The sequence below is a fragment of the Bacillus sp. FJAT-27231 genome (assembly GCF_001183975.1).
GTDB classification, from domain to species: Bacteria; Bacillota; Bacilli; order Bacillales; family Domibacillaceae; genus Pseudobacillus; species Pseudobacillus wudalianchiensis.
In genome coordinates this window covers 3,114,827-3,135,094 of the sequence record NZ_LFZU01000001.1, presented here as the reverse complement: position 1 = coordinate 3,135,094, position 20,268 = coordinate 3,114,827, and the positions used below count along the sequence as shown (strand labels likewise).

The window sequence follows — 20,268 nt, the reverse complement described above, 5'->3', positions numbered from 1 at the left end:
CACTATAAGAGGGCATGGCTGAGGATGATGCTTATTTTTTTTGTTGGCGAAGCGGATAAAGCATTTTTTTCAAGGTTAGCCGATTTTTCTCCTCGATTTCTGGTTTTCGAGGGATAGCAGGATAGGCGCCTGGAGGATCGTTCCACTCAGCAGGAAGCTGTACCGGTGATTTAGGCTGCCATTGTTCAAGCCACGCTTTTGGCAGGGGACCCGATACATCTGAGTGTCTAGTCATCGCTAGCCAAATATATGCCCAGGCCCGTGGAACGACCCTCCATATGTCATAGCCGCCTCCGCCGACAGCGATCCAGCGTCCGTCACAATATTGATGAGCGACTTGATGAGCAACTTCGGGGATACGCTTATAAATGTTCATGGAGGCCGATAAATGGGTAAGTGGGTCATAGAAGTGAGCATCCGCTCCATTTTGCGTTAAGATCACATCAGGTTTAAAAAAGTCGGCTACTTCCCATATAGAGGTTTCATAAGCCTCAAGCCATGACTCATCTTCCGTAAACGCATCTAAGGGAAGGTTAAAAGAAAAACCATAGCCCTTGCCTTGTCCGCGTTCGTTTACATTTCCTGTGCCTGGGAACAAGTAACGGCCAGTTTCATGGATAGATAGTGTGCACACATCGGGATCGTCGTAAAAAGACCATTGGACGCCGTCGCCATGATGAGCATCTGTATCAATGTATAAAACACGGGCATGATACTTTTCCTGCAAATATTTAATGGCGACGGAACTGTCATTGTAGATGCAAAAACCCGATGCTTTCCCCCGGAAACCGTGATGGAGTCCACCCCCTAAATGCAGGGCATGAGCAGCTTTTTCTTGCATGACCCAATCGGCAGCTGTTAAGGTGCCCCCGACAAGAAGAGCGCTGGCTTCATGCATGCCCTCAAACATTGGTGTATCTTCTGTCCCTAAGCCATATCCTTCCGCTATATCAAGAGACAGCTCGCCTCTGCCGGCTTTTTGAACAGCCTCTACGTAGGCAGCATCATGGATAAGCTGTAATTCTTCTTTTGTTGCGATACGGGGAGGAACGATATCACTTTCTTGAATTTTATCTATTTTTCTTAGCAAGTCGAGGGTTAAGGTAAGCCGGAATTGATTAAAGGGATGATTTTCGGAAAATTTGTAGGAAAGCAGCTGATCCGAATAAACGAATACTGCTTCTTTTTTCATGAAGGCATGCCCGGCATATTTGGCCATAGCACATCGTGCCCTTCCTTCTTTAAATCGTCAATTACACCAATTGGATTCATCATTCGTACACGGAATACAACAATTTTCGAATTCTCATCTTCTTTATCCGGATACACCAATACGCTATGAATATTTGCCCGCCGCTTATTAAGAATGCTTACTACATCAAACAGTTCGCCTGGTTTATTAGGCAGCTTAATTTCGATACGGGAGCCAGGTTGATTGGCGCCAGTCAGCTCAACAAACGTATGGAGCACATCTGTTTCTGTTACAATGCCGACGATTTCTCCTCCTTGAACAATCGGCATGCAGCCAATGTTATATTCATAGAAGACGGCAGCAATATCTTCCACAAAATCAAGCGGATGACCGGTCACAACATCTCTTTGCATAATTAAAGAGAGTGGTTTATTTAGCTCTTCTTCACTTAAATCCTTTTTTAAAATAGACGGTGTGGAGTCTTTCACATCACGATCCGTTACAATGCCGACGAGTGCCCCTTTTTCATCTACAATTGGCACATGACGGATCTTTTTATCCCTGAATAATTGCAGCGCTGTACCAATCTTATCGTCCGGAGACAATGTATAGACTGTCTGCTGCATAATTTGTTCGACTATCATTTATCCATCCCCCTTGGTTAATACATAAAGCGATTCATGAAGCGAACTTGATCAAACCGCTCTATTGCCGTTTGATCCGCATATTTCCCGATCCGTACCATTAAGCAATTTGCAGGATGTGAACTGATTTCAGGATCATCTGTTGCATACCATACCAAGCCGCCGGCATTCATCATTTTTTCCATTATTTTTCTATACTCCCAAACATTCAATCCAGTCCCTTTCAGATCCCAGTGCCAATAGTATTCGGTTGTAATAATAATGTAGTGCTCCATCATTTCATCAAGCATCGACAGCTGAATCATATTTTTGCCGAGCTGCGCACCACGGTAAGGAGGAGCAACCTCGACCGCTCCTAGTTCAATCAAGTTATCAAGGTTAGCTTCCGACCATCTTTCCAGTGGATCAGGATAGAGGTAGGTTACATAACCGACAATAACGTCATCATTGCGGGCAATTATAATACGCCCTTCCGGAAGTTTAGCAATTTCTATAAGCGCCTGATGCTGCTGTTTAGGCTGGCGAAAAGCAATCAGCCCTTCATGAAAGGTCATAGCAGCTAATGCTTCTGCAGAAACTGGTCCTTCAATCATGATTTTGCCCTCTGCCATGGTTACTTCTTGTGAATGATACTCTTTTCTGTGCTTCATCAAGTCACCGCCTTCATCATTCCATACCTGTATTATACCTGATTTTACCTTTTGCAAAGCGTTTTCACTAAATTTTCGTAATTGTCTGCTCTTAAAATGACGAATAGTAGATAAATAGATAACTTTTTGTTTCAAAATTGTGAAAAATGGAAAATTGAGATATAATGGTGGTGTATTCTTACATAGGGGGGAAACGGTCTTATGAAATTGGAAACTCTAACGGTGCAAGAAGGAAATTATAATTTAAAAGATTACGATGAGTTGTATGCTTCATTCGATTGGAAAGAGGCTGAGGAGAAATTTTCTTGGTCTGAAACTGGGAAGATCAATATCGCTTACGAGGCAATTGATCGTCATGCAGAGTCCAATCTTAAAGAGAAAGTCGCGCTCTACTACAGAGATGCTGACAGGAATGAAAAGTATACGTTCGCAGAAATGAAAGAATATACGAACAAGGCAGCTAATGTATTGAAGACAGCAGGTGGAGTGGAAAAGGGAGATCGTGTTTTCGTATTTATGCCACGTTCACCAGAGTTATATTTCACTGTACTTGGTACAATCAAAGCCGGAGCCATTGTTGGTCCACTCTTTGAAGCTTTCATGGAAGGAGCCGTTCGTGACCGTTTAGAAGACAGCAGTGCGAAAGTGCTCGTAACCACCCCTGAACTGCTTGACCGTGTGCCTGTTAACGATTTACCCGATTTAGAAAAGATTTTTGTCGTCGGCGATAACGTACCGGCTGGTGAAAAATATATAGATTTTAATGAAAAAATAAAAGAAGCCGATGCTTCGTTTGATATTGAATGGATGGATTTAGATGACGGCATGATTCTTCATTACACATCTGGATCAACAGGCAAACCGAAAGGCGTTCTGCACGTTCACCGAGCGATGGTTCAGCAATACATGACAGCTAAATGGGTGTTAGACCTGCAGGAAGATGATATTTATTGGTGCACAGCTGATCCAGGCTGGGTAACAGGGACATCTTACGGGATTTTCGGTCCGTGGCTGACAGGAACAACAAATGTCATTGTGGGAGGCCGCTTTAAGCCGGAAACTTGGTATCAAACAATCGAAGATTACAAGATTACCGTTTGGTACAGTGCTCCAACTGCGTTTCGTATGCTGATGGGAGCTGGGGATGAGATTGTAAAGAAATTTGATTTAAGCTCCCTTCGTCATATTGTTAGTGTGGGAGAACCGCTTAATCCGGAAGTGATCCGCTGGGGTGCGAAAGTATTTAACCGCCGCATTCATGATACATGGTGGATGACAGAAACAGGTGCCCTTGTGATTTGTAACTACCCGTCTATGGACATTCGTCCAGGCTCCATGGGCAAGCCAGTCCCAGGAGTGAAGGCAGCTATTGTAGATGATCACGGAAATGAGCTTCCTCCAAATCGGATGGGCAATCTCGCTATTAAAAAAGGCTGGCCGTCTATGATGGTGGCGATTTGGAACAATCCAGAAAAATATGAATCTTACTTTATGCCAGGGGATTGGTACGTATCCGGAGACTCTGCTTATATGGATGAAGATGGCTACTTCTGGTTCCAAGGCCGCGTAGATGATGTCATTATGACAGCGGGCGAACGGGTAGGTCCGTTTGAGGTTGAGAGTAAGTTAATTGAACACCCGGCTATTACAGAAGCGGGCGTTATTGGCAAGCCGGATCCTGTTCGTGGAGAAATTATTAAGGCATTTGTTGCTCTCCAGGAAGGATATGAACCAACGGATGAATTAAAAGAAGAAATCCGCCAGTTTGTAAAAACAGGACTAGCTGCTCATGCAGCGCCTCGTGAAATTGAATTCCGTGACAAACTGCCAAAGACACGCAGTGGAAAAATCATGCGCCGCGTTTTAAAAGCGTGGGAGCTTGATCTTCCTACAGGTGACTTGTCTACAATGGAGGATTAATAATAGTCAACGATATCGGCTTTGAAACTATTCATTAAACGTTTCAAAGCCGATTTTTTTGAAAACAGGTTTGACTTTTTTAGATGGCTTTGTTTAAATAGAACCTATACATTTACATACGCAAGCTATGAAAGGATCTAGTAGTTCGCTATCCCTGTTGAAGAGAGCCGATGGTTGGTGGGAATCGGTACAAATAGTTGAATGAATTACCTCCTGGAGCTTTTGCTGTGAACGTTATTTGTAGCAGCAAACGGAAGAACCGTTATCGAAATGAAGTGGAGAAATAGATTCTCAAGCTTGGGTGGTACCGCGCTTAATAGCGTCCCTGCAGCAGTGCAGGGGCGTTTTTATTTTTGCAAAAATGCAGGAAAGAAAGGAAGACGACACATGAATTTATTAGAAGAATTGCAATGGAGAGGCATTATTTACCAACAAACAGATGAAGAGGGCATTAAAGAACTGTTAGAAAAAGAAAAGATCTCTCTTTATTGTGGAGTAGATCCAACAGCTGATAGTATGCACATTGGCCATTTACTGCCATTTTTAACATTGCGCCGTTTCCAAAATAATGGGCACCGTCCGATTGTGCTTGTCGGTGGAGCTACTGGTCTAATTGGGGATCCAAGCGGCAAGAAGGAAGAAAGAAAACTGCAGACGCTTGAAATGGTTCAACATAATGTGACTTGCATTAAAAAGCAGCTTGAACAAATTTTTACCTTTGAAGGAGAAAACGGCGCCAAGCTTGTCAATAACTATGACTGGGCAGGGTCCATGGACATCGTGACATTTTTGCGTGATTTCGGAAAGCATATTGGTGTAAACTATATGCTTGCTAAAGACACGATCGCATCTAGACTAGATACAGGTATCTCTTTCACAGAGTTTACGTATACCATTTTACAGGCGATGGATTTTCTGCATTTATATGAACATCACAATTGTAAAATGCAAATCGGCGGCAGTGACCAATGGGGGAACATTACAACAGGATTAGAGTTAATTCGCAAAATGAAGCCAGAGGGCGACAAAGCATACGGCTTAACAATTCCACTCGTTACGAAAGCAGACGGCACGAAGTTTGGTAAAACGGAAAGCGGCGCCATTTGGCTTGATCCGGAAAAAACATCGCCATACGAGTTTTATCAATTCTGGATTAACACAGCTGATGCCGATGTCGTAAAATATTTAAAAATCTTTACCTTCTTATCGCCAGCAGAAATTGAAGAGCTTGAAACAGCTGTTAAAGAAGAGCCGCATTTGCGTAAAGCACAAAAAGCGCTAGCTGAAGAAATGACTCGCTTAATCCACGGAAGTGAAGCACTAGAGCAAGCGCAGAAAATCACCGCTGCTTTGTTCAGCGGTGATGTTAAGAGCTTGACGGCTTTAGAAATTAAACAAGGCTTCAAGGATGTGCCATCGTTTGAGCAGGAAAGTGGAGAAGAAGCTGGTCTAGTAGATTTGCTTGTAGCAGCCGGCATTTCTTCCTCCAAACGCCAAGCACGTGAGGATGTTCAAAACGGTGCCATCTCTATTAACGGTGATAAAGTAACCGATACAGCTTACGTCTTATCTCAAAAAGATAAAATGGAAGACGAATTTACGATCATCCGTCGCGGCAAGAAGAAATACTACTTAATTAAATACAAGTAAGTAAAAAAGAGGAAGTTCCAACTAGTGAGGGAACTTCCTCTTTCTTATTAACGAGAGTAAAATAAAGTAAGCAAGAGAACTATATAATACAAAGACAGTTCCTCTTTTAGTTAAGTTGTCATTTTACACTTGTATTTTTTAAAAATCAAAATCTCTTTACATACAATAGGGGGGTATTGTATATTAATGGTGAGGAGGTCATCCTATGAATAATGAAAACGAAGAGTTGATAGAAACTGAGCATTGTGGTTCCGTTAGTTCTGACCGAAAGAGCCACCATTCTGACAAGGTCAAGAAGAACTTAACGACTCGTTTAAATCGAATTGAAGGGCAAATTCGGGGGATTAAAGGGTTAATTGAAAAAGATACGTATTGTGATGATGTAATTACGCAAATCGCAGCTACACAGTCAGCCCTCAATAGCGTAGCAAAAATTCTTTTAGAAGGGCATATGAAAAGTTGTGTTCTCGAAAGAATTCAAGAAGGCGACCTTGAAGTTCTCGATGAAGTATTAGTAACAGTACAAAAGTTAATGAAAAAATAATATCGGAGGGAATCACATGGAGACAATCACATTAAAAGTAAGCGGAATGTCATGCGGTCATTGTATTAAAGCGGTTGAAGGAAGTGTTGGTGAATTACCAGGAGTTGATAGCGTAAAAGTAGCATTAGAAAATGGGGAAGTGCAAGTGCAATATGACGCAGGCAAAGTAAGCTTAGATAAAATTAAAGAGACGATTGACGATCAAGGATATGACGTTGAATAAAAGAATGGATGTGCTAAGCACATCCATTCTTTTTGTAGAGGTCCCTACTGTAAAGGCAAAAGTATATTTAAAAACTTAATATGATTGACACATAGGTTAGGGGGGTATAGTATAATGGTATGAACAGTCACCATAAAATTCTAATGCATCGGTCAATGAGTTTAATATTTCGCTGCATATTAAGTGATGATGATATAACAGGTTTGCTAAGGAACCAGATAAGACCGTTTAATCAATAATGATAGTTGTCTTTCAGTCAGTAAAAAGCTTTCAAGGGGGAAGTGCAATGCGTTCAGAACAAAAAGAAGTGCAAATGCCTATTGCCGGTATGACATGTGCAGCCTGTGCAACCAGGATAGAAAAAGGTCTTAACAAATTAGAAGGAGTTAATGAAGCGACAGTCAATTTAGCTCTTGAAAAGGCGACAGTGAAGTTTGATCCCTCTGTTACAAATGTCTTGGACTTCGAAAAGAAAGTGAAAGATTTAGGATACGATGTTGTGTCGGAAAAAGCGGAGTTTGACTTAATTGGCATGACATGTGCAGCCTGCGCAACAAGAATAGAGAAGGGCTTAAATAAATTAGAGGGCGTGAACAATGCAACGGTTAATTTAGCTTTGGAAACAGCCACAGTGGAATACAATCCTTCACAGGTGAGTATTCAAGAGATGATGAATCGTGTTGAGAAGATTGGCTATGAAGCAAAAGTCAAACAGGATGAAATGAACGAAAGCTCTGATTATCGGGAGAAGGAAATCGAAAAACAAAAAGGAAAGTTTATTTTTTCTTTCATTTTATCTGCTCCTCTTTTATGGGCGATGGTTAGCCATTTTGAATTCACTTCTTTTATCTGGCTGCCGGATATGTTTATGAATCCTTGGGTTCAACTGGCTCTTGCTACACCTGTCCAATTCATCATCGGCAAACAATTTTATGTAGGGGCCTATAAAGCACTAAAAAATAAAAGTGCCAATATGGATGTATTAGTCGCTTTAGGAACATCGGCCGCTTATTTTTACAGTTTATATTTAGCGATCCTCTCTATCGGTTCGAATCATCATATGCCGGAGTTATATTTCGAAACGAGTGCTGTGTTAATTACTTTGATTATCCTAGGAAAATTATTTGAAGCCCGTGCAAAAGGCCGTTCTTCAGAAGCCATCAAAAAATTAATGGGCTTGCAGGCGAAAACAGCCACGGTGCTAAGAGATGGATCAGAGATAGAAATATCATTGGACGAAGTAGTCGTTGGCGATGTGATTTACGTAAAACCTGGAGAAAAGATACCAGTGGATGGAGAAATCATAGAGGGACGTTCTGCACTTGATGAGTCTATGCTTACAGGAGAAAGTGTCCCAGTCGATAAAACGGCAGGGGATCATGTTATTGGCGCAACGATTAATAAAAATGGTTTTCTAAAGATAAAAGCCACAAAAGTCGGCAGAGATACAGCTTTAGCGCAAATCATTAAAGTCGTTGAAGAGGCACAAGGTTCAAAAGCTCCTATTCAAAGATTAGCGGATCATATCTCAGGTATATTTGTCCCGATTGTAGTGAGCATTGCCGTTATCGTATTTTTCATTTGGTACGTATGGGTAAGTCCGGGCGAATTTGCTGTCGCTTTAGAGAAACTGATTGCTGTACTAGTCATTGCTTGTCCATGTGCTTTAGGGTTAGCCACCCCAACTTCTATCATGGCTGGTTCAGGCCGGGCGGCAGAATATGGTGTTTTATTCAAGGGCGGCGAACATCTTGAAATGACTCATCAAATTACAACTGTTGTTTTAGATAAGACGGGTACAGTAACAAATGGCAAACCTGTTTTAACAGACATCATCATTGAAGGGGATATAGAGGAAGAAGTCTTTGCCCAATTAGTCGGTTCAGCTGAGAAACAATCGGAACACCCATTAGCAGAAGCAATTGTCCAAGGCATAAAAGAAAGAAATATTTCACTTTTGGATATCAAGGAATTTGAAGCAATACCGGGCTTTGGCATTAAAGCAAAAGTAGAAAATAAAGAGATATTAATTGGCACAAGAAGATTAATGGCAAAGTTTCAAATTAACATCGGAGCGGCTGAAGATCAGATGGAGCAGCTCGAAAAAAACGGAAAAACAGCTATGCTTGTGGCGATTGATGGACTGTATGCGGGAATTATAGCGGTGGCCGATACTGTCAAAGAAACATCAAAAGAGGCTATTAAGCGATTAAAGGATCTTGGTCTTGAAGTCATCATGATAACAGGTGATAACAGAAGAACAGCTCAAGCGATTGCCAATGAAGTGGGGATTGATGCAGCGATCGCTGAAGTGTTGCCAGAAGGAAAAGCGGAGCAAGTCAAGAAATTGCAGCAGCAAGGGAAACGCGTGGCGATGGTGGGAGATGGAATCAATGATGCACCAGCATTAGCGATAGCTGATATTGGCATGGCGATCGGCACGGGAACAGATGTAGCGATGGAAGCGGCAGATATTACGCTGATGCGAGGCGACTTGAACAGTATCGCGGATGCCATCATGATGAGCAAAAAAACGATTAGAAACATTAAGCAAAATTTGTTCTGGGCGTTTGGATACAACACGTTGGGAATTCCTGTAGCGGCTCTTGGGCTCTTGGCTCCTTGGCTCGCTGGAGCAGCAATGGCGTTTAGTTCAGTGTCCGTTGTGTTAAATGCTTTGCGTTTACAAAGAGTGAAAGTAAACGAAATGAATCGTGGGTAAAAAAGGGGTGAAACGATGAAGAAGTGGGCAATAGCAGCTATTTTATACCTGACTTCAGTGATAGGTGTCTATACGATATACGATCATGTAACGTCTAAAGGGAAATCGGTGTCTTCGGAAATGTATCATCAACAGAACGAACCCGAAGCGGCAAAGGAAGCTGCACATGATCATCATGAAAAAGTGCCACCTGTTAAAAGTGATGTAACGGCGAGTATTGAATACGAGAACAAACATATAACGATCATGCTTCAGGATCAAAAAGGAAATCCGGTTGACGACCTTGAAGTCAATCATGAAAAGCTTCTGCACTTGATTGTGGTAGATGAAGGACTAGAGCAGTACTGGCATTTACATCCTCAAAGAATAGGAGCAGGAAAGTTCCAAGTAGAACAAGAATTAAAGAAAGGGACGTATAAGGCTTTTGTGGATATAAAGCCTAAAAAGTTATCCTATCATGTTTTACCGTTGGAAATAGTTATAGGAGCTCCATCCTCTCATGACCATGCACATACTGTAATTCCAGACAAAGATTTGACGAAGACAGTAGGCAATGAAACGGTCAAAATGAATATGAGCGCCCATACTGCTGGGACGCCTGTTACCTTAACATTTGATCTTGACGAGGAAAAAATTGAACCGTATTTAGGAGCCATGGGGCATGTGGTCATTTTAGATGAACAGGCTGAAAATTACCTTCATGTTCATCCCTTAGAAGGAGAAGCTCCTGTATTTGAAACACAATTTGAACAGCCTGGAATTTACAAAGTATGGGCTGAATTTAAACAAGGTGGGAAAGTCCAAGTGTATCCTTACGTTATAAAAATTAATTAGTCTCGAGGCAGACAAAGGATGTGACAGGAAATTTCCTGTCACATCCTTATTTTATTTGCTATTCAAGCAAACGGATATTTAGCTTAAGTAAACTGCTTTCTGGAATTTTACACGCCTGTATAAGATAAGTTTCTATATTTCCATATTTCTTCATAAAGATCTCGTAAATAATGCGGGCGTACTTTGAAAAGAGACTTTAGCTGATCAGGTGACAGTTGAAAGGGACTTATCGACTGAATTAAATTACTCATTTTTTCCATTGATTTTACATCTTTCTAGTTTGTTGATGGCACCCCCTTTTAGGGCGTGTTTTTCAGGAAGGGTTAACTGAAAAAAGAGACTAGAAACCTAAACAAGCGAGTGCCAAATTGGGCACTCGCTCGTTTAGGTTTATTTAGTACATATCAGTTACTCGTAAGTTAAGTTTTTGTTTTGAGCTCTGCCCAGGGAGCAACTAACAAAAGGAGAAATAACACATATGCTAGGATACTTTTAGATAGAAACACTTTCTGTTTAACGTTCAGGCCCATAAAGATAATCTGATGTTAAAAAGGCCCCAACAGGCGGCAAGGTAGAAGTGCTCATAGGAGGACCAGTGAGAGCCGTGTTAGTTGTAGCAATCCAAGTTCCATACTCGCCTGCTTGTAAAGAGGGAGGCTTCATTATAAGCATTCCATTTAAAACAAACTGTCGAACTCCAATAGAGGGATTATCAAATATAGATAATTGACCAGAATACGCGGCATAGGGTGAATCAAATCTTATTTGTTTGGTTCTTTCATTCCAATATCCCCTAATTGGAATATAGGTGCCGCGAAAATTAATGGTTCCGTTTACCTGATTACCGGCAACAGAGTTAATGATGAGTGCACCTGAAACGATAGGTCTTTCACCTACTGTGGCGTCGATCCCCCACTGAGACGGGGATGGCAAACTTAGCTGAGTGTTCTGAGAAGGTTGCAAAGTTGATACCTCCTTACGTGCTTTAGAACAGTTTATGCCGGGAGTTTTAAAGTGGGAATAGGGAAAAGTTTATCGATATTTAATTTTCTATATTGTTGGGAAGCTCCGGAGTTAAAAATATGAAAAAGGAGTTTTAATGAGGAAAGAAGGTTGTCGCATCATTATAGCATGATTGGGAGATGGAATAAAAATACAAAGAAAAGAAAAAACCTGCAAAACATTGATATAACAACGTTTTGCAGGTTTTTCATAACCAGGTTTACTACCCAGATTATTAACGAGAGTAGAACTCTACGATAAGCGCTTCATTGATTTCAGCTGGAAGTTCAGAACGCTCTGGAAGGCGAGTGAATGTACCTTCTAGCTTGTCTGCATCAAATGTTAAATAATCAGGTACGAAGTTGTTTACTTCAATTGATTCTTTAACGATAGCAAGGTTTCTAGACTTTTCACGAACAGAGATTGTTTGACCAGGTTTTACTTGGTAAGATGGGATGTCTACGCGCTTTCCATCAACAAGAACATGACCATGGTTAACAAGCTGACGTGCTTGGCGGCGAGTACGAGCTAGGCCAAGACGGTAAACAAGGTTGTCTAGGCGGCATTCAAGAAGGATCATGAAGTTTTCGCCGTAAACGCCTTTCATTTTACCAGCTTTTACGAATAAGTTTTTAAATTGGCGCTCATTTACACCGTACATATGACGAAGCTTTTGCTTCTCTTGTAATTGAAGTCCGTATTCAGACAATTTTTTACGTTGGTTTGGACCGTGTTGTCCAGGTGCATAAGGGCGTTTTTCTAATTCTTTACCAGTTCCGCTTAGAGAGATTCCAAGACGGCGGGAAATTTTCCAGCTTGGGCCAGTATAGCGAGCCATAATATAGCTCCTCCTTTAATGTTTTTATTTTGTTGTAAAATAAAAACCGTGTGAGACAGCAATCAAGCCATTTTATTTTCATGTACCATCGCCCCAGCAGCAGAGGGTTACGCGATACACCATTTGCCATAAAAGGCAAAGGAACAAAATGAACGTATGAAGGTGTTCACATAGGCTGCATTATTTTACACAAATGCTAGTATATAATTGACTGGCAGTTCTGTCAAGAAAGGATTACAATATAAGAAAAATAATAAATTTATTAAGTCTTTTGGCTTAGGTATTGTGGTATAATTATCCTATTATTAGTTGCCAGCATTGTTCTTTAAGTATTTAAATTTGCAATAATAGATAACTCTTTGAAATAGTAAGAAAAGGGAAGACAGCTGTTTTGTGCAATTAGAATGGCAGGTGATCACTACATGAATCAGCGTTATGAAAGTAAGTGGGCGATAAGCTGGAAAGCATTGCTATATGACTTGATGTCCGCTTTTCAGGATACTTTTAATATGGAGAATTTTCAAGAGAAGTGGCTCTGTCTTGTAGGCAGACAATTCTGTACTGAACAGTTACAAATATTCCCTGTAATCAATCCGGAGGCAGTATTAAATAATACCTCTAAAGATCAAGAAGCGTTAAGACAAGCTTTTACACAGCCATATCTTCTCTTAGAAGGGGAGGAACATGACTGGCCAATACCCGGACCTTATAATATAGGATTTCGGTTAACGGGTTTTGGTGAAAATAAAGAAACATATTTATTTTTACAGGCAGATAAAAATGTCATGATCAACCTTACAGAAGAGGATCTGTTATTTTTTGCTGAGGAAAGCAGCCGGCTTATTGACTGGGCAAATTATGTTTACGAGATGGAAGGAAGAGTGGCAAGATATAAGGAATTATTTAATGTAACAGGAAAACTTCACTCTTCCACAGATGTTGAGTTTGTATTAAGAGAAATTATATTCACTCTGAAGAAAATTTTCCCTTCTTGCTCTTATCATTTTCTTATGGCTATGGAGGGGACGTATACAGATCTGCCGGTCAGTCACTTTAATTTTGATGAAGTAAGTGAAGCAGGCATGGTTTCGTATACGACTGGCACCATTCAGGTTGATGAGGCATCTAGCGTTCTATATGCTCCCTTGATAGGTAAACAAGGAGTATACGGCGTTTTGAAAGTAACGCTGTTGAGGGAGCGTGGCATTCCTGAAACTAAAAAAGAGTTTATTCGCATGCTCGCCGATGCAGGTGGGGGTGCGATCGAAAAGGTCATGCTTTATGATCAGTCAAGACAGCTAAATGCAGATTTACAGCTAATCAATGATGCCTCCCACAAGTTAAATTCAAGTTTGCGTTTTTCAGATGTTACTAACTTCTTACACTCGCAAATTATTCGCTCTTTCCATGCCGGTGCAGTCGGCTTTATCTTTCTAAACGAAACGAAAACTGAAACGATGTCGGGCAGTAGTCCTTTTTTCTATGAACGAGAAGGAAAGGAATTGATTCATTTCGTTTCTGAGAAGCTGAGAAAAGAGAAAGAGGCTTTTTTTATTGGTGAATTAGCGAATAAATTGGACAACATCTGTTTAACTTTTCACGCGATGATGGCTGTGCCGATGGAGCAAGGAGATGAGCTTAGAGGCTTTTGCGTTGTGCTGAAAAAAGAGCCCTATAGTTTTACTTTTGAAATGTACAAGCTCTTGCAGTCGCTTATCCATCATTCCACGCTTGCTTTGGCAAATGCTATGTTAAGAGAAAAATTAGAGAAGATGGTTATAACCGATCATTTGACCAAGCTGTACTCGAGAAATTACTTAGATCAATGTCTTCAGAAATCGCTTGAGAAAGACGAAAAAGGTGTCTTTTTATTAATGGATATTGATAATTTTAAAAAAGTAAATGACACATACGGACATCAGACGGGTGATGAAATCTTGATTCAAATAGCGGGAATTATGAAGAATTCTACTCGAGAAGAGGATGTCGCGGCTCGCTGGGGAGGAGAAGAACTAGCCATCTATTTACCAAACTGTTCTATAGAAGAGGGGGCCCTAACGGCTAAGAACATTATACGCAAAGTAGCAGTAAGTACAAAGCCTTCGGTTACCATTTCTTGCGGATTGTCCTGTTGGTCAAGGAAGAATCCGTCCTCTCAAAAGCAATTATTTAACGATGCAGATACGGCGCTATACGAGGCGAAGAAGACAGGGAAGAATAAAAGCATTATTAGTCATTGTTGTGTGTAAAAAGAGCTGAGTGTTCATCAGCTCTTTTTGCTTTTAAAACTAGTGATATTAAAATTCTGTCTTAGCGAGGAAGCTAAGACAGAGATTATCGGTTATTGTAAGCACTCTACTAAAGCGAGAGCAAAAGCTTCAAGCATTTTTTCATCTATTTCATCAAAGCGGTCTTTTTCCGGGCTGTCAATATCTAATACGCCGAAGACGTGGCCATCCTTTATTAAGGGAATGACGATTTCTGACTGAGAGGCGGCATCGCATGCAATGTGGCCAGGAAACGCATGCACATCCGCAATACGTTGTGTTTTCTTTTCGCTAGCTGCAGTGCCGCAGACGCCTCTTCCGAAAGGAATACGCACACAGGCTGGCAGACCTTGAAAAGGGCCGAGGACGAGCTCGTTTCCTTCCGTTAAGTAAAACCCGACCCAGTTAACCCGCTCCAGAAATTGATTTAACAAGGCAGACGCGTTGCTTAAATTAGCAATCTGATTGCTTTCTCCCTCAAGTAATGCCTGCAGCTGTTTGATCATGAGGTTATAATTTTCTTCTTTCGTCCCTGTATAACTAGTTGTTTGAAACATACTTTGTTACTCCTTTATTCAATATGGTGTTTATAATTGAGAAATTGATTTTGATGGCAGAGGAAACAGTTTGTCATACCCCTGGCCAATGTCTTTTGCCTGGTGTGCATCTGACCCATAGACAAGCGAAATGCCCATATCCAAAGCTTTTTGAGCGACTTCCGGTGATGGATAAGACTCTAAACACAATGGTTTCATTAGACCTGCGCCGTTAAAGTCAATCTCATAGCCGTTCTCTTTAATTGCTGTTAAAATAGAATCTATTTCTAGGTCGAAGCTCACTTCGTTTGGAAAGCGATGCTGAAATTTGTGGACGAGTGTTATATGACCGATACGCTTCGGCTTGAATGGGCCAAGATCAGCTTTAATCGAGCGGTGCACCGTTTCGTAGTATTTTTTGTAAATAGCTGTTAAGGATCCGAAAATGCCGATCATGTCCTCGAATACATCAGCACTATAATCAAGGCAGTACCAGTTGGATTGTTCTTTTAAAAAGTGAACAGACAAAACAGAGTCATCAAGAAGCGGACCATATTCATCTAAAAAAGCGGTCGTTTCTTTTTCAAAGCCTTCGATATAATCAACTTCCAGACCGGCCTGGATCGAGATATCCGCCGCATATTCTTTTTTTACCCGCTGCAAAGCAGAAAAATAAGCATCCAGATCTCCAAGCTCCATCCCGCTATCTTGTGTAGGTGTGCTATCTATGAAGCCGAAAGGCAAAGGTGCATGTTCCGTGAAAGTTAATTGTGAAAACCCCTGATTAATCGCTTCTTCAATATAACTGTCGAGCGTGTCTTTCGTTCCGTGAGGACAAAAGGGTGTGTGAATATGTCCGTCTCTTTTCATAAACATCCCCCTGAAAAAATAGTCATAATTCAAGTGTAACAAAAATTTTAAGCACCAGCTAAAAAAAAACGATTTTTGTCGTCAAAAAATGTCACATCCTATGGTATCATTAGTAATAATTGAGTGAAATTTATATAATACACATAGATGAAACGACTACTTTTGCAGGCAGAAGAACAGGGGGCTTACGATGAAATTCATCATTGCTGCAATTTTAATAGCAGCTATTCTATCAGTTATCGCCTATTTTAATAGAAAAAAAATATACAAAGACATTAACGAATTGGAAAAAAGGAAAGTAGAAATCATGAATCGCCCGGTTACAGATGAGCTGACAAAGGTAAAGCGGCTTAATATGACAGGGCAGACGGAAGAAATGTTTGATCGTTGGCGTCAAACATGGGATGAAGTGCTGGGTGTTGATTTAGCAGACGTGGAAGAAAAATTGTTTGAGGCAGAAGAGCGGGCCGATCAGTTCCGATTTGGCAAATCGAAAGAAATAAATGAATCGATCGCGAATCGATTAGAAGAGGCCGAACAAAAAGTGAACGGGATCCTAACAGAGCTAAATGACTTAATTGGCAGCGAAGAAAGCAATCGCAAGGAAAGCGAAGAGCTAAAGGAAAAGCGCCGGGCAGTAAGAAAGCAGCTGCTTGCTCATCGCCATACATTTGGCAAGGCGGCTTCCTTGCTTGAAATCCAGCTTGATGCTTTATCATCTGAGTTTGATAAATTTGAAGAATTGACGAATGAAGGAAACTACTTAGCAGCAAGAGAAATTATTTTAAAACTAACTCATGATATGGACACCATCCTACATAAAATGGAAGTCATACCGGTTTTAATGGCCGAAACGACTAATTTATTACCAGCTCAGTTAGCTGAAATTGAATCCGGCTACAAAGAAATGACACAAAATGGTTATTTACTTGACCACTTGCAGTTGGAGAAAGAAGTGGCCAGCTTGCGCAAGCAGTTGGCCCTTTATAAGGATTTTATCGTAAAGACAGAAACGAGCGAGGTAGAAGCAGGGATTCAAGAGGTAAAAGATAATATAGAATTCTTTTATGAGCTGCTTGAAAAAGAAGTCGATGCTAAACATTTTATTGTGAAAAATGAACAAGCAACAAGAAATCAGTTAGAAAATATAAGGGATGCCAATGAGGAGCTGCAAACAGAAACTGAACATGTTCGCCAAAGCTACCAGCTAGCTAAAGAAGAGTGGATTGTTCCTCGGAAGCTGGAAGAAGATATTTTCCGGCTCATTAAGAGGTATGACTTACTTGAAGCAAAAATTACGCAGCAAAATACGGCATATTCTTTTTTACATGACGAATTACAAGAGCTGAAAGCTCAGCTTGAAGAATTACAGAAAGAACAAGAAAGCTTCGGCCGCTTTTTAAAGACGCTTCGCAAAGATGAAATGGCGGCACGTGAAAGTCTGGCAGAGCTTCGCAAAAAGATTAATGAGATCTTCCGCATGGTAAACAAAAGCAATATGCCGGGCGTACCGGAGTTTTACCAATCCTTAACGGAAGAGACGACTGGCCGTATTGGAGATGTAGTCCAAGCGTTAAACGAAAAACCGCTGAATATGAAAGCTGTTCAGGAAAAATTAGGGGAGGCTGTTTCTTCTGTAAGCAATCTTGAACGAAAAACAGTCGAAGTGATTGAACAAGCTGAGCTTGCTGAACGGATCATTCAATATGGAAATAGATATAAGCGTTCTCATCCGATGATCGGCGATCAGCTTTCCGAGGCCGAGCGTGCTTTTCGTAATTATGATTATCGTTCTGCCTTAGAAGAAGCGGCTACGGCGATTGATAAAGTGGATCCAAAAGGCTTAAAGCAGCTTGAGGATATGATGAATAAAAAATAAGAGAAGCGATTCCGGCAAAGCAGCTGTCCATTTAGCCGGAATCGCTTTTTTGAGCTGCAACTGGCAAGTGTAAAGTTTTCTTCAAAACGCAGCTATGATATGATAAATAGCTGAACAAACTGACATAAAGCAGGTGCGAACATGATTTATTTTGATAATAGCGCAACGACGAAACCATATAACGAGGCTTTGGCTGCTTTTACAAAGGTGAATGAACAATTTTTTGGCAACCCCTCCTCTCTTCATCAACTTGGTGTGCAGGCGGATCGGCTTTTGAATGAAGCGCGTAAGCAAATTGCCTCACTAATAGGTGGACAGCCCGAAGAAATGATCTTTACATCAGGAGGCACGGAGGCGAATAACCTGGCTTTAAAAGGAGCAGCGCTTGCTTATAAGCAACGGGGAACTCATATCGTTACCCAAAAGACGGAGCATCCTGCTGTTTTGAATGCGTGCCGTCAGTTAGAGGATCTGGGATTTCGTGTTACGTATTTGCCGGTGGACGCCTCTGGCAGAATATCTGTGCAAGAACTAGAGAGCGCCCTGACAGATAACACCATTCTCGTTTCAATCATGCATGTGAATAACGAAACGGGCACGATTCAGCCAATAGAAGAAATCAGTCAGTTGTTAAAAAGGTACCCAAAAGTTTTATTTCACGTGGACGATGTACAGGGGCGGGGGAAAGTTGAATTAAACCTTAAAGGCATTCATCTTTGTTCTTTGTCTGCCCATAAGTTTCACGGATTAAAAGGAAACGGTTTGTTATATAAGAAAAAGGGAGTGAACCTTTCTCCGCTTTTATCTGGCGGCAACCAGGAAAGCGGCTGGCGCAGCGGCACGGAAAACACAGGCGGAGTAGTGGCAATGGCGAAAGCTCTGCGTTTGACAGAGGAAAAGCGAGTGGCAGGCTTTTCGAAAATGAAAGAGATTCAGCAATATTTACGTTCAGAATTAACAAGAATGAAAGGCACCGTGATTCATACGCCTGAAGAGGGCTGTGCACCGCATATCTTAAACTTTTCGATTGCTGGGACAAAGGGGGAAGTGCTGATTCATGCACTTGAGGAGAGAGGCTGCTATTTGTCTACAACAAGTGCTTGTTCTTCAAGACAGAAAAAGACAAGCACGGTGCTAACGGCGATGGGGGTGCCGGAAAGTGTCGCGGACAGCAGCATGAGGCTAAGCTTATCATATGAAAATACGCTAGAAGAAGCACAAACATTTATCCGTGTGCTAACAGAAACAATTCCTACATTAACAAAAGTCCAGAGGTGACCATCATGAATTATGACCGTATACTCATTCGCTACGGCGAACTTTCTACAAAAGGGCGGAATCGCAAGCAATTTATTACGAAGCTTAAAAAAAATATTCTGCTCGTATTAAAAGAATTTCGTGATATCAAGATCGAATTAGGCCGCGACCGGATGTTTATTCATTTGAATGATACACCGTTTGAAGCGGTGAAGGAGCGGCTGGGCAATGTATTTGGCATTCAATCGTTCAGCCCAGTTGTTCGGACAGACCAGAATATCGAGGAAATGAAAACGGCTGCTCTGGAGCTTGTTAAACGGAATTTTAGTCCGGGAAAAACATTTAAGGTGTCTGCCCGCCGTTCCGACAAAGAGTTTGAGTTAGATACAAATGAAATTAATTATGCGATCGGAAGCCATGTGCTCAGAAATATAGAGGAATTAACAGTTGACGTAAAAAATCCTGACATTAATATTCTTGTAGAAGTTCGAAAGGGCGGCGTCTTTTTATCTTGTGAAAAGTATCCGGGAGCGGCTGGATTGCCGTCGGGGGCAAGCGGAAAAGCCATGCTTCTGCTTTCAGGGGGGATCGACAGTCCTGTGGCTGGCTATCTTATGTTAAAAAGGGGAGTTGAAATCGAAGCGATTCATTTTCACAGCCCCCCGTATACGAGTGAGCGGGCCAAGCAGAAAGTCGTGGATTTAGCTGAGCGGCTGACAGCGTACGGAGCTGAAATTAAGCTTCATATCGTTCCTTTTACAGCTATTCAGCAAAAGATTCAAGCGCAGGTACCAGAAAATTACACAATGACTTCGACAAGACGGATGATGCTCGCGATCGCTGATAAAATCCGCCAGAAATGTGGAGGGCTTGCCATTGTAACAGGGGAAAGTCTTGGACAAGTAGCAAGTCAGACGCTTGAAAGCATGAGAGCGATTAATGATGTGACTTCCACACCGGTATTGCGTCCGCTGATTGCTATGGATAAGCTTGATATTATTGATGTAGCCCGCAAAATTGGCACTCATGACATCTCGATTTTACCTTACGAAGATTGTTGTACGATCTTTACACCGCCGTCACCAAAAACAAGACCGAAGCTGGAGAAAGTACAGCATTTTGAGAGCTTTGTTAATTTTGAACAGATGATTGATGAGGCGATCGAAAACATGGAGACGATCGAGCTTCCGCAGGAAAAAGAAAACAGCGAGTTTTCTGATTTGCTTTAAAAAAAAGCCTT

The 20,268-nt window shown here is 41.3% G+C and carries 17 protein-coding genes and 1 other annotated feature; of the genes, 10 read left to right on the top strand and 7 right to left on the bottom strand.

The window, feature by feature from the left end; all coding sequences use genetic code 11:
- Nucleotides 1–31: 31 nt before the first annotated feature.
- Genes AC623_RS15020 through AC623_RS15010 form a run of 3 tightly spaced genes read right to left on the bottom strand, consistent with a single transcriptional unit; the run spans nt 32 to nt 2,486 of the window.
- A complete protein-coding gene (locus AC623_RS15020) occupies nt 32–1,219 on the bottom strand; it encodes an acetoin utilization protein AcuC (protein WP_269429922.1) in 1,188 nt (395 codons plus the stop codon).
- The gene (locus AC623_RS15015) at nt 1,189–1,836 is read right to left on the bottom strand and encodes an acetoin utilization AcuB family protein (RefSeq protein WP_049663812.1); all 648 of its coding nucleotides are present in this window, start codon (nt 1,834–1,836) and stop codon (nt 1,189–1,191) included. The genes AC623_RS15020 and AC623_RS15015 overlap by 31 nt, the downstream gene beginning before the upstream one ends.
- A gap of 17 nt (nt 1,837–1,853) precedes the next feature.
- On the bottom strand, nt 1,854–2,486 hold the full coding sequence (locus AC623_RS15010; RefSeq protein ID WP_049663811.1) for a GNAT family N-acetyltransferase: 633 nt from the start codon (nt 2,484–2,486) through the stop codon (nt 1,854–1,856).
- A gap of 201 nt (nt 2,487–2,687) precedes the next feature.
- Here AC623_RS15010 and acsA point away from each other — a divergent pair, with 201 nt between their 5' ends.
- The 6 genes from acsA (at nt 2,688) to AC623_RS14980 (ending at nt 10,379) form a co-directional block, all read left to right on the top strand.
- Complete coding sequence (gene acsA, locus AC623_RS15005; RefSeq protein WP_049663810.1) at nt 2,688–4,406, top strand: acetate--CoA ligase; 1,719 nt, start codon at nt 2,688–2,690, stop codon at nt 4,404–4,406.
- A 118-nt stretch (nt 4,407–4,524) separates the two neighbouring features.
- Nucleotides 4,525–4,736, top strand: a binding site (T-box leader).
- Between the two features lie 57 nt (nt 4,737–4,793).
- Complete coding sequence (gene tyrS / locus AC623_RS15000) at nt 4,794–6,056, top strand: tyrosine--tRNA ligase (RefSeq protein WP_049663808.1); 1,263 nt, start codon at nt 4,794–4,796, stop codon at nt 6,054–6,056.
- Between the two features lie 205 nt (nt 6,057–6,261).
- Nucleotides 6,262–6,600, top strand: a complete 339-nt coding sequence (locus AC623_RS14995; protein ID WP_049663807.1) for a metal-sensitive transcriptional regulator — start codon at nt 6,262–6,264, stop codon at nt 6,598–6,600.
- A gap of 16 nt (nt 6,601–6,616) precedes the next feature.
- Nucleotides 6,617–6,823: a copper chaperone CopZ gene (gene copZ / locus AC623_RS14990; protein WP_049663804.1), complete on the top strand. Its 207-nt coding sequence runs from the start codon at nt 6,617–6,619 to the stop codon at nt 6,821–6,823.
- A 286-nt stretch (nt 6,824–7,109) separates the two neighbouring features.
- Nucleotides 7,110–9,545, top strand: coding sequence for a heavy metal translocating P-type ATPase (locus tag AC623_RS14985; protein WP_049663802.1), 2,436 nt, complete (start codon nt 7,110–7,112; stop codon nt 9,543–9,545).
- Between the two features lie 15 nt (nt 9,546–9,560).
- Nucleotides 9,561–10,379: a hypothetical protein gene (locus tag AC623_RS14980; RefSeq protein ID WP_049663801.1), complete on the top strand. Its 819-nt coding sequence runs from the start codon at nt 9,561–9,563 to the stop codon at nt 10,377–10,379.
- 513 nt (nt 10,380–10,892) lie between these two features.
- Here the strand turns inward: AC623_RS14980 and AC623_RS14975 are convergent.
- Nucleotides 10,893–11,342, bottom strand: coding sequence for a hypothetical protein (locus tag AC623_RS14975; protein ID WP_049663799.1), 450 nt, complete (start codon nt 11,340–11,342; stop codon nt 10,893–10,895).
- Nucleotides 11,343–11,616: 274 nt separating this feature from the next.
- On the bottom strand, nt 11,617–12,219 hold the full coding sequence (gene rpsD, locus AC623_RS14970; protein ID WP_049663797.1) for a 30S ribosomal protein S4: 603 nt from the start codon (nt 12,217–12,219) through the stop codon (nt 11,617–11,619).
- A 422-nt stretch (nt 12,220–12,641) separates the two neighbouring features.
- Here rpsD and AC623_RS14965 point away from each other — a divergent pair, with 422 nt between their 5' ends.
- Nucleotides 12,642–14,468: a sensor domain-containing diguanylate cyclase gene (locus AC623_RS14965; protein ID WP_053104154.1), complete on the top strand. Its 1,827-nt coding sequence runs from the start codon at nt 12,642–12,644 to the stop codon at nt 14,466–14,468.
- Between the two features lie 92 nt (nt 14,469–14,560).
- On the opposite strand, the gene AC623_RS14960 is transcribed toward AC623_RS14965, so the two are convergent.
- Entirely contained in the window at nt 14,561–15,043 is a 483-nt protein-coding gene (locus tag AC623_RS14960) for a GAF domain-containing protein (protein WP_049663795.1), read from the bottom strand.
- Between the two features lie 30 nt (nt 15,044–15,073).
- Nucleotides 15,074–15,892, bottom strand: coding sequence for a histidinol-phosphatase HisJ (gene hisJ / locus AC623_RS14955; protein WP_049663793.1), 819 nt, complete (start codon nt 15,890–15,892; stop codon nt 15,074–15,076).
- Between the two features lie 190 nt (nt 15,893–16,082).
- Between hisJ and ezrA the strand changes: the two genes are divergently transcribed.
- From ezrA to thiI, 3 genes are all read left to right on the top strand, one after another.
- Nucleotides 16,083–17,771: a septation ring formation regulator EzrA gene (gene ezrA / locus AC623_RS14950; RefSeq protein ID WP_049663791.1), complete on the top strand. Its 1,689-nt coding sequence runs from the start codon at nt 16,083–16,085 to the stop codon at nt 17,769–17,771.
- Between the two features lie 141 nt (nt 17,772–17,912).
- Nucleotides 17,913–19,049 (top strand): cysteine desulfurase family protein, encoded by a 1,137-nt coding sequence (locus AC623_RS14945; protein WP_049663790.1) that lies wholly within the window; start codon nt 17,913–17,915, stop codon nt 19,047–19,049.
- 5 nt (nt 19,050–19,054) lie between these two features.
- Nucleotides 19,055–20,257, top strand: a complete 1,203-nt coding sequence (thiI, locus tag AC623_RS14940) for a tRNA uracil 4-sulfurtransferase ThiI (RefSeq protein WP_049663786.1) — start codon at nt 19,055–19,057, stop codon at nt 20,255–20,257.
- Nucleotides 20,258–20,268: the final 11 nt, after the last annotated feature.

Coding starts and splice junctions, on each gene's coding strand:
- AC623_RS14965 (WP_053104154.1), top strand. CDS start 12,642: ATGAATCAGCGTTATGAAAGTAAGTGGGCGATAAGCTGGAAAGCATTG.
- acsA (WP_049663810.1), top strand. CDS start 2,688: ATGAAATTGGAAACTCTAACGGTGCAAGAAGGAAATTATAATTTAAAA.
- AC623_RS14945 (WP_049663790.1), top strand. CDS start 17,913: ATGATTTATTTTGATAATAGCGCAACGACGAAACCATATAACGAGGCT.
- AC623_RS14985 (WP_049663802.1), top strand. CDS start 7,110: ATGCGTTCAGAACAAAAAGAAGTGCAAATGCCTATTGCCGGTATGACA.
- ezrA (WP_049663791.1), top strand. CDS start 16,083: ATGAAATTCATCATTGCTGCAATTTTAATAGCAGCTATTCTATCAGTT.
- AC623_RS15015 (WP_049663812.1), bottom strand. CDS start 1,836: ATGATAGTCGAACAAATTATGCAGCAGACAGTCTATACATTGTCTCCG.
- thiI (WP_049663786.1), top strand. CDS start 19,055: ATGAATTATGACCGTATACTCATTCGCTACGGCGAACTTTCTACAAAA.
- hisJ (WP_049663793.1), bottom strand. CDS start 15,892: ATGAAAAGAGACGGACATATTCACACACCCTTTTGTCCTCACGGAACG.
- copZ (WP_049663804.1), top strand. CDS start 6,617: ATGGAGACAATCACATTAAAAGTAAGCGGAATGTCATGCGGTCATTGT.
- rpsD (WP_049663797.1), bottom strand. CDS start 12,219: ATGGCTCGCTATACTGGCCCAAGCTGGAAAATTTCCCGCCGTCTTGGA.
- AC623_RS15020 (WP_269429922.1), bottom strand. CDS start 1,219: ATGGCCAAATATGCCGGGCATGCCTTCATGAAAAAAGAAGCAGTATTC.
- AC623_RS14995 (WP_049663807.1), top strand. CDS start 6,262: ATGAATAATGAAAACGAAGAGTTGATAGAAACTGAGCATTGTGGTTCC.
- AC623_RS15010 (WP_049663811.1), bottom strand. CDS start 2,486: ATGAAGCACAGAAAAGAGTATCATTCACAAGAAGTAACCATGGCAGAG.
- AC623_RS14960 (WP_049663795.1), bottom strand. CDS start 15,043: ATGTTTCAAACAACTAGTTATACAGGGACGAAAGAAGAAAATTATAAC.
- tyrS (WP_049663808.1), top strand. CDS start 4,794: ATGAATTTATTAGAAGAATTGCAATGGAGAGGCATTATTTACCAACAA.
- AC623_RS14980 (WP_049663801.1), top strand. CDS start 9,561: ATGAAGAAGTGGGCAATAGCAGCTATTTTATACCTGACTTCAGTGATA.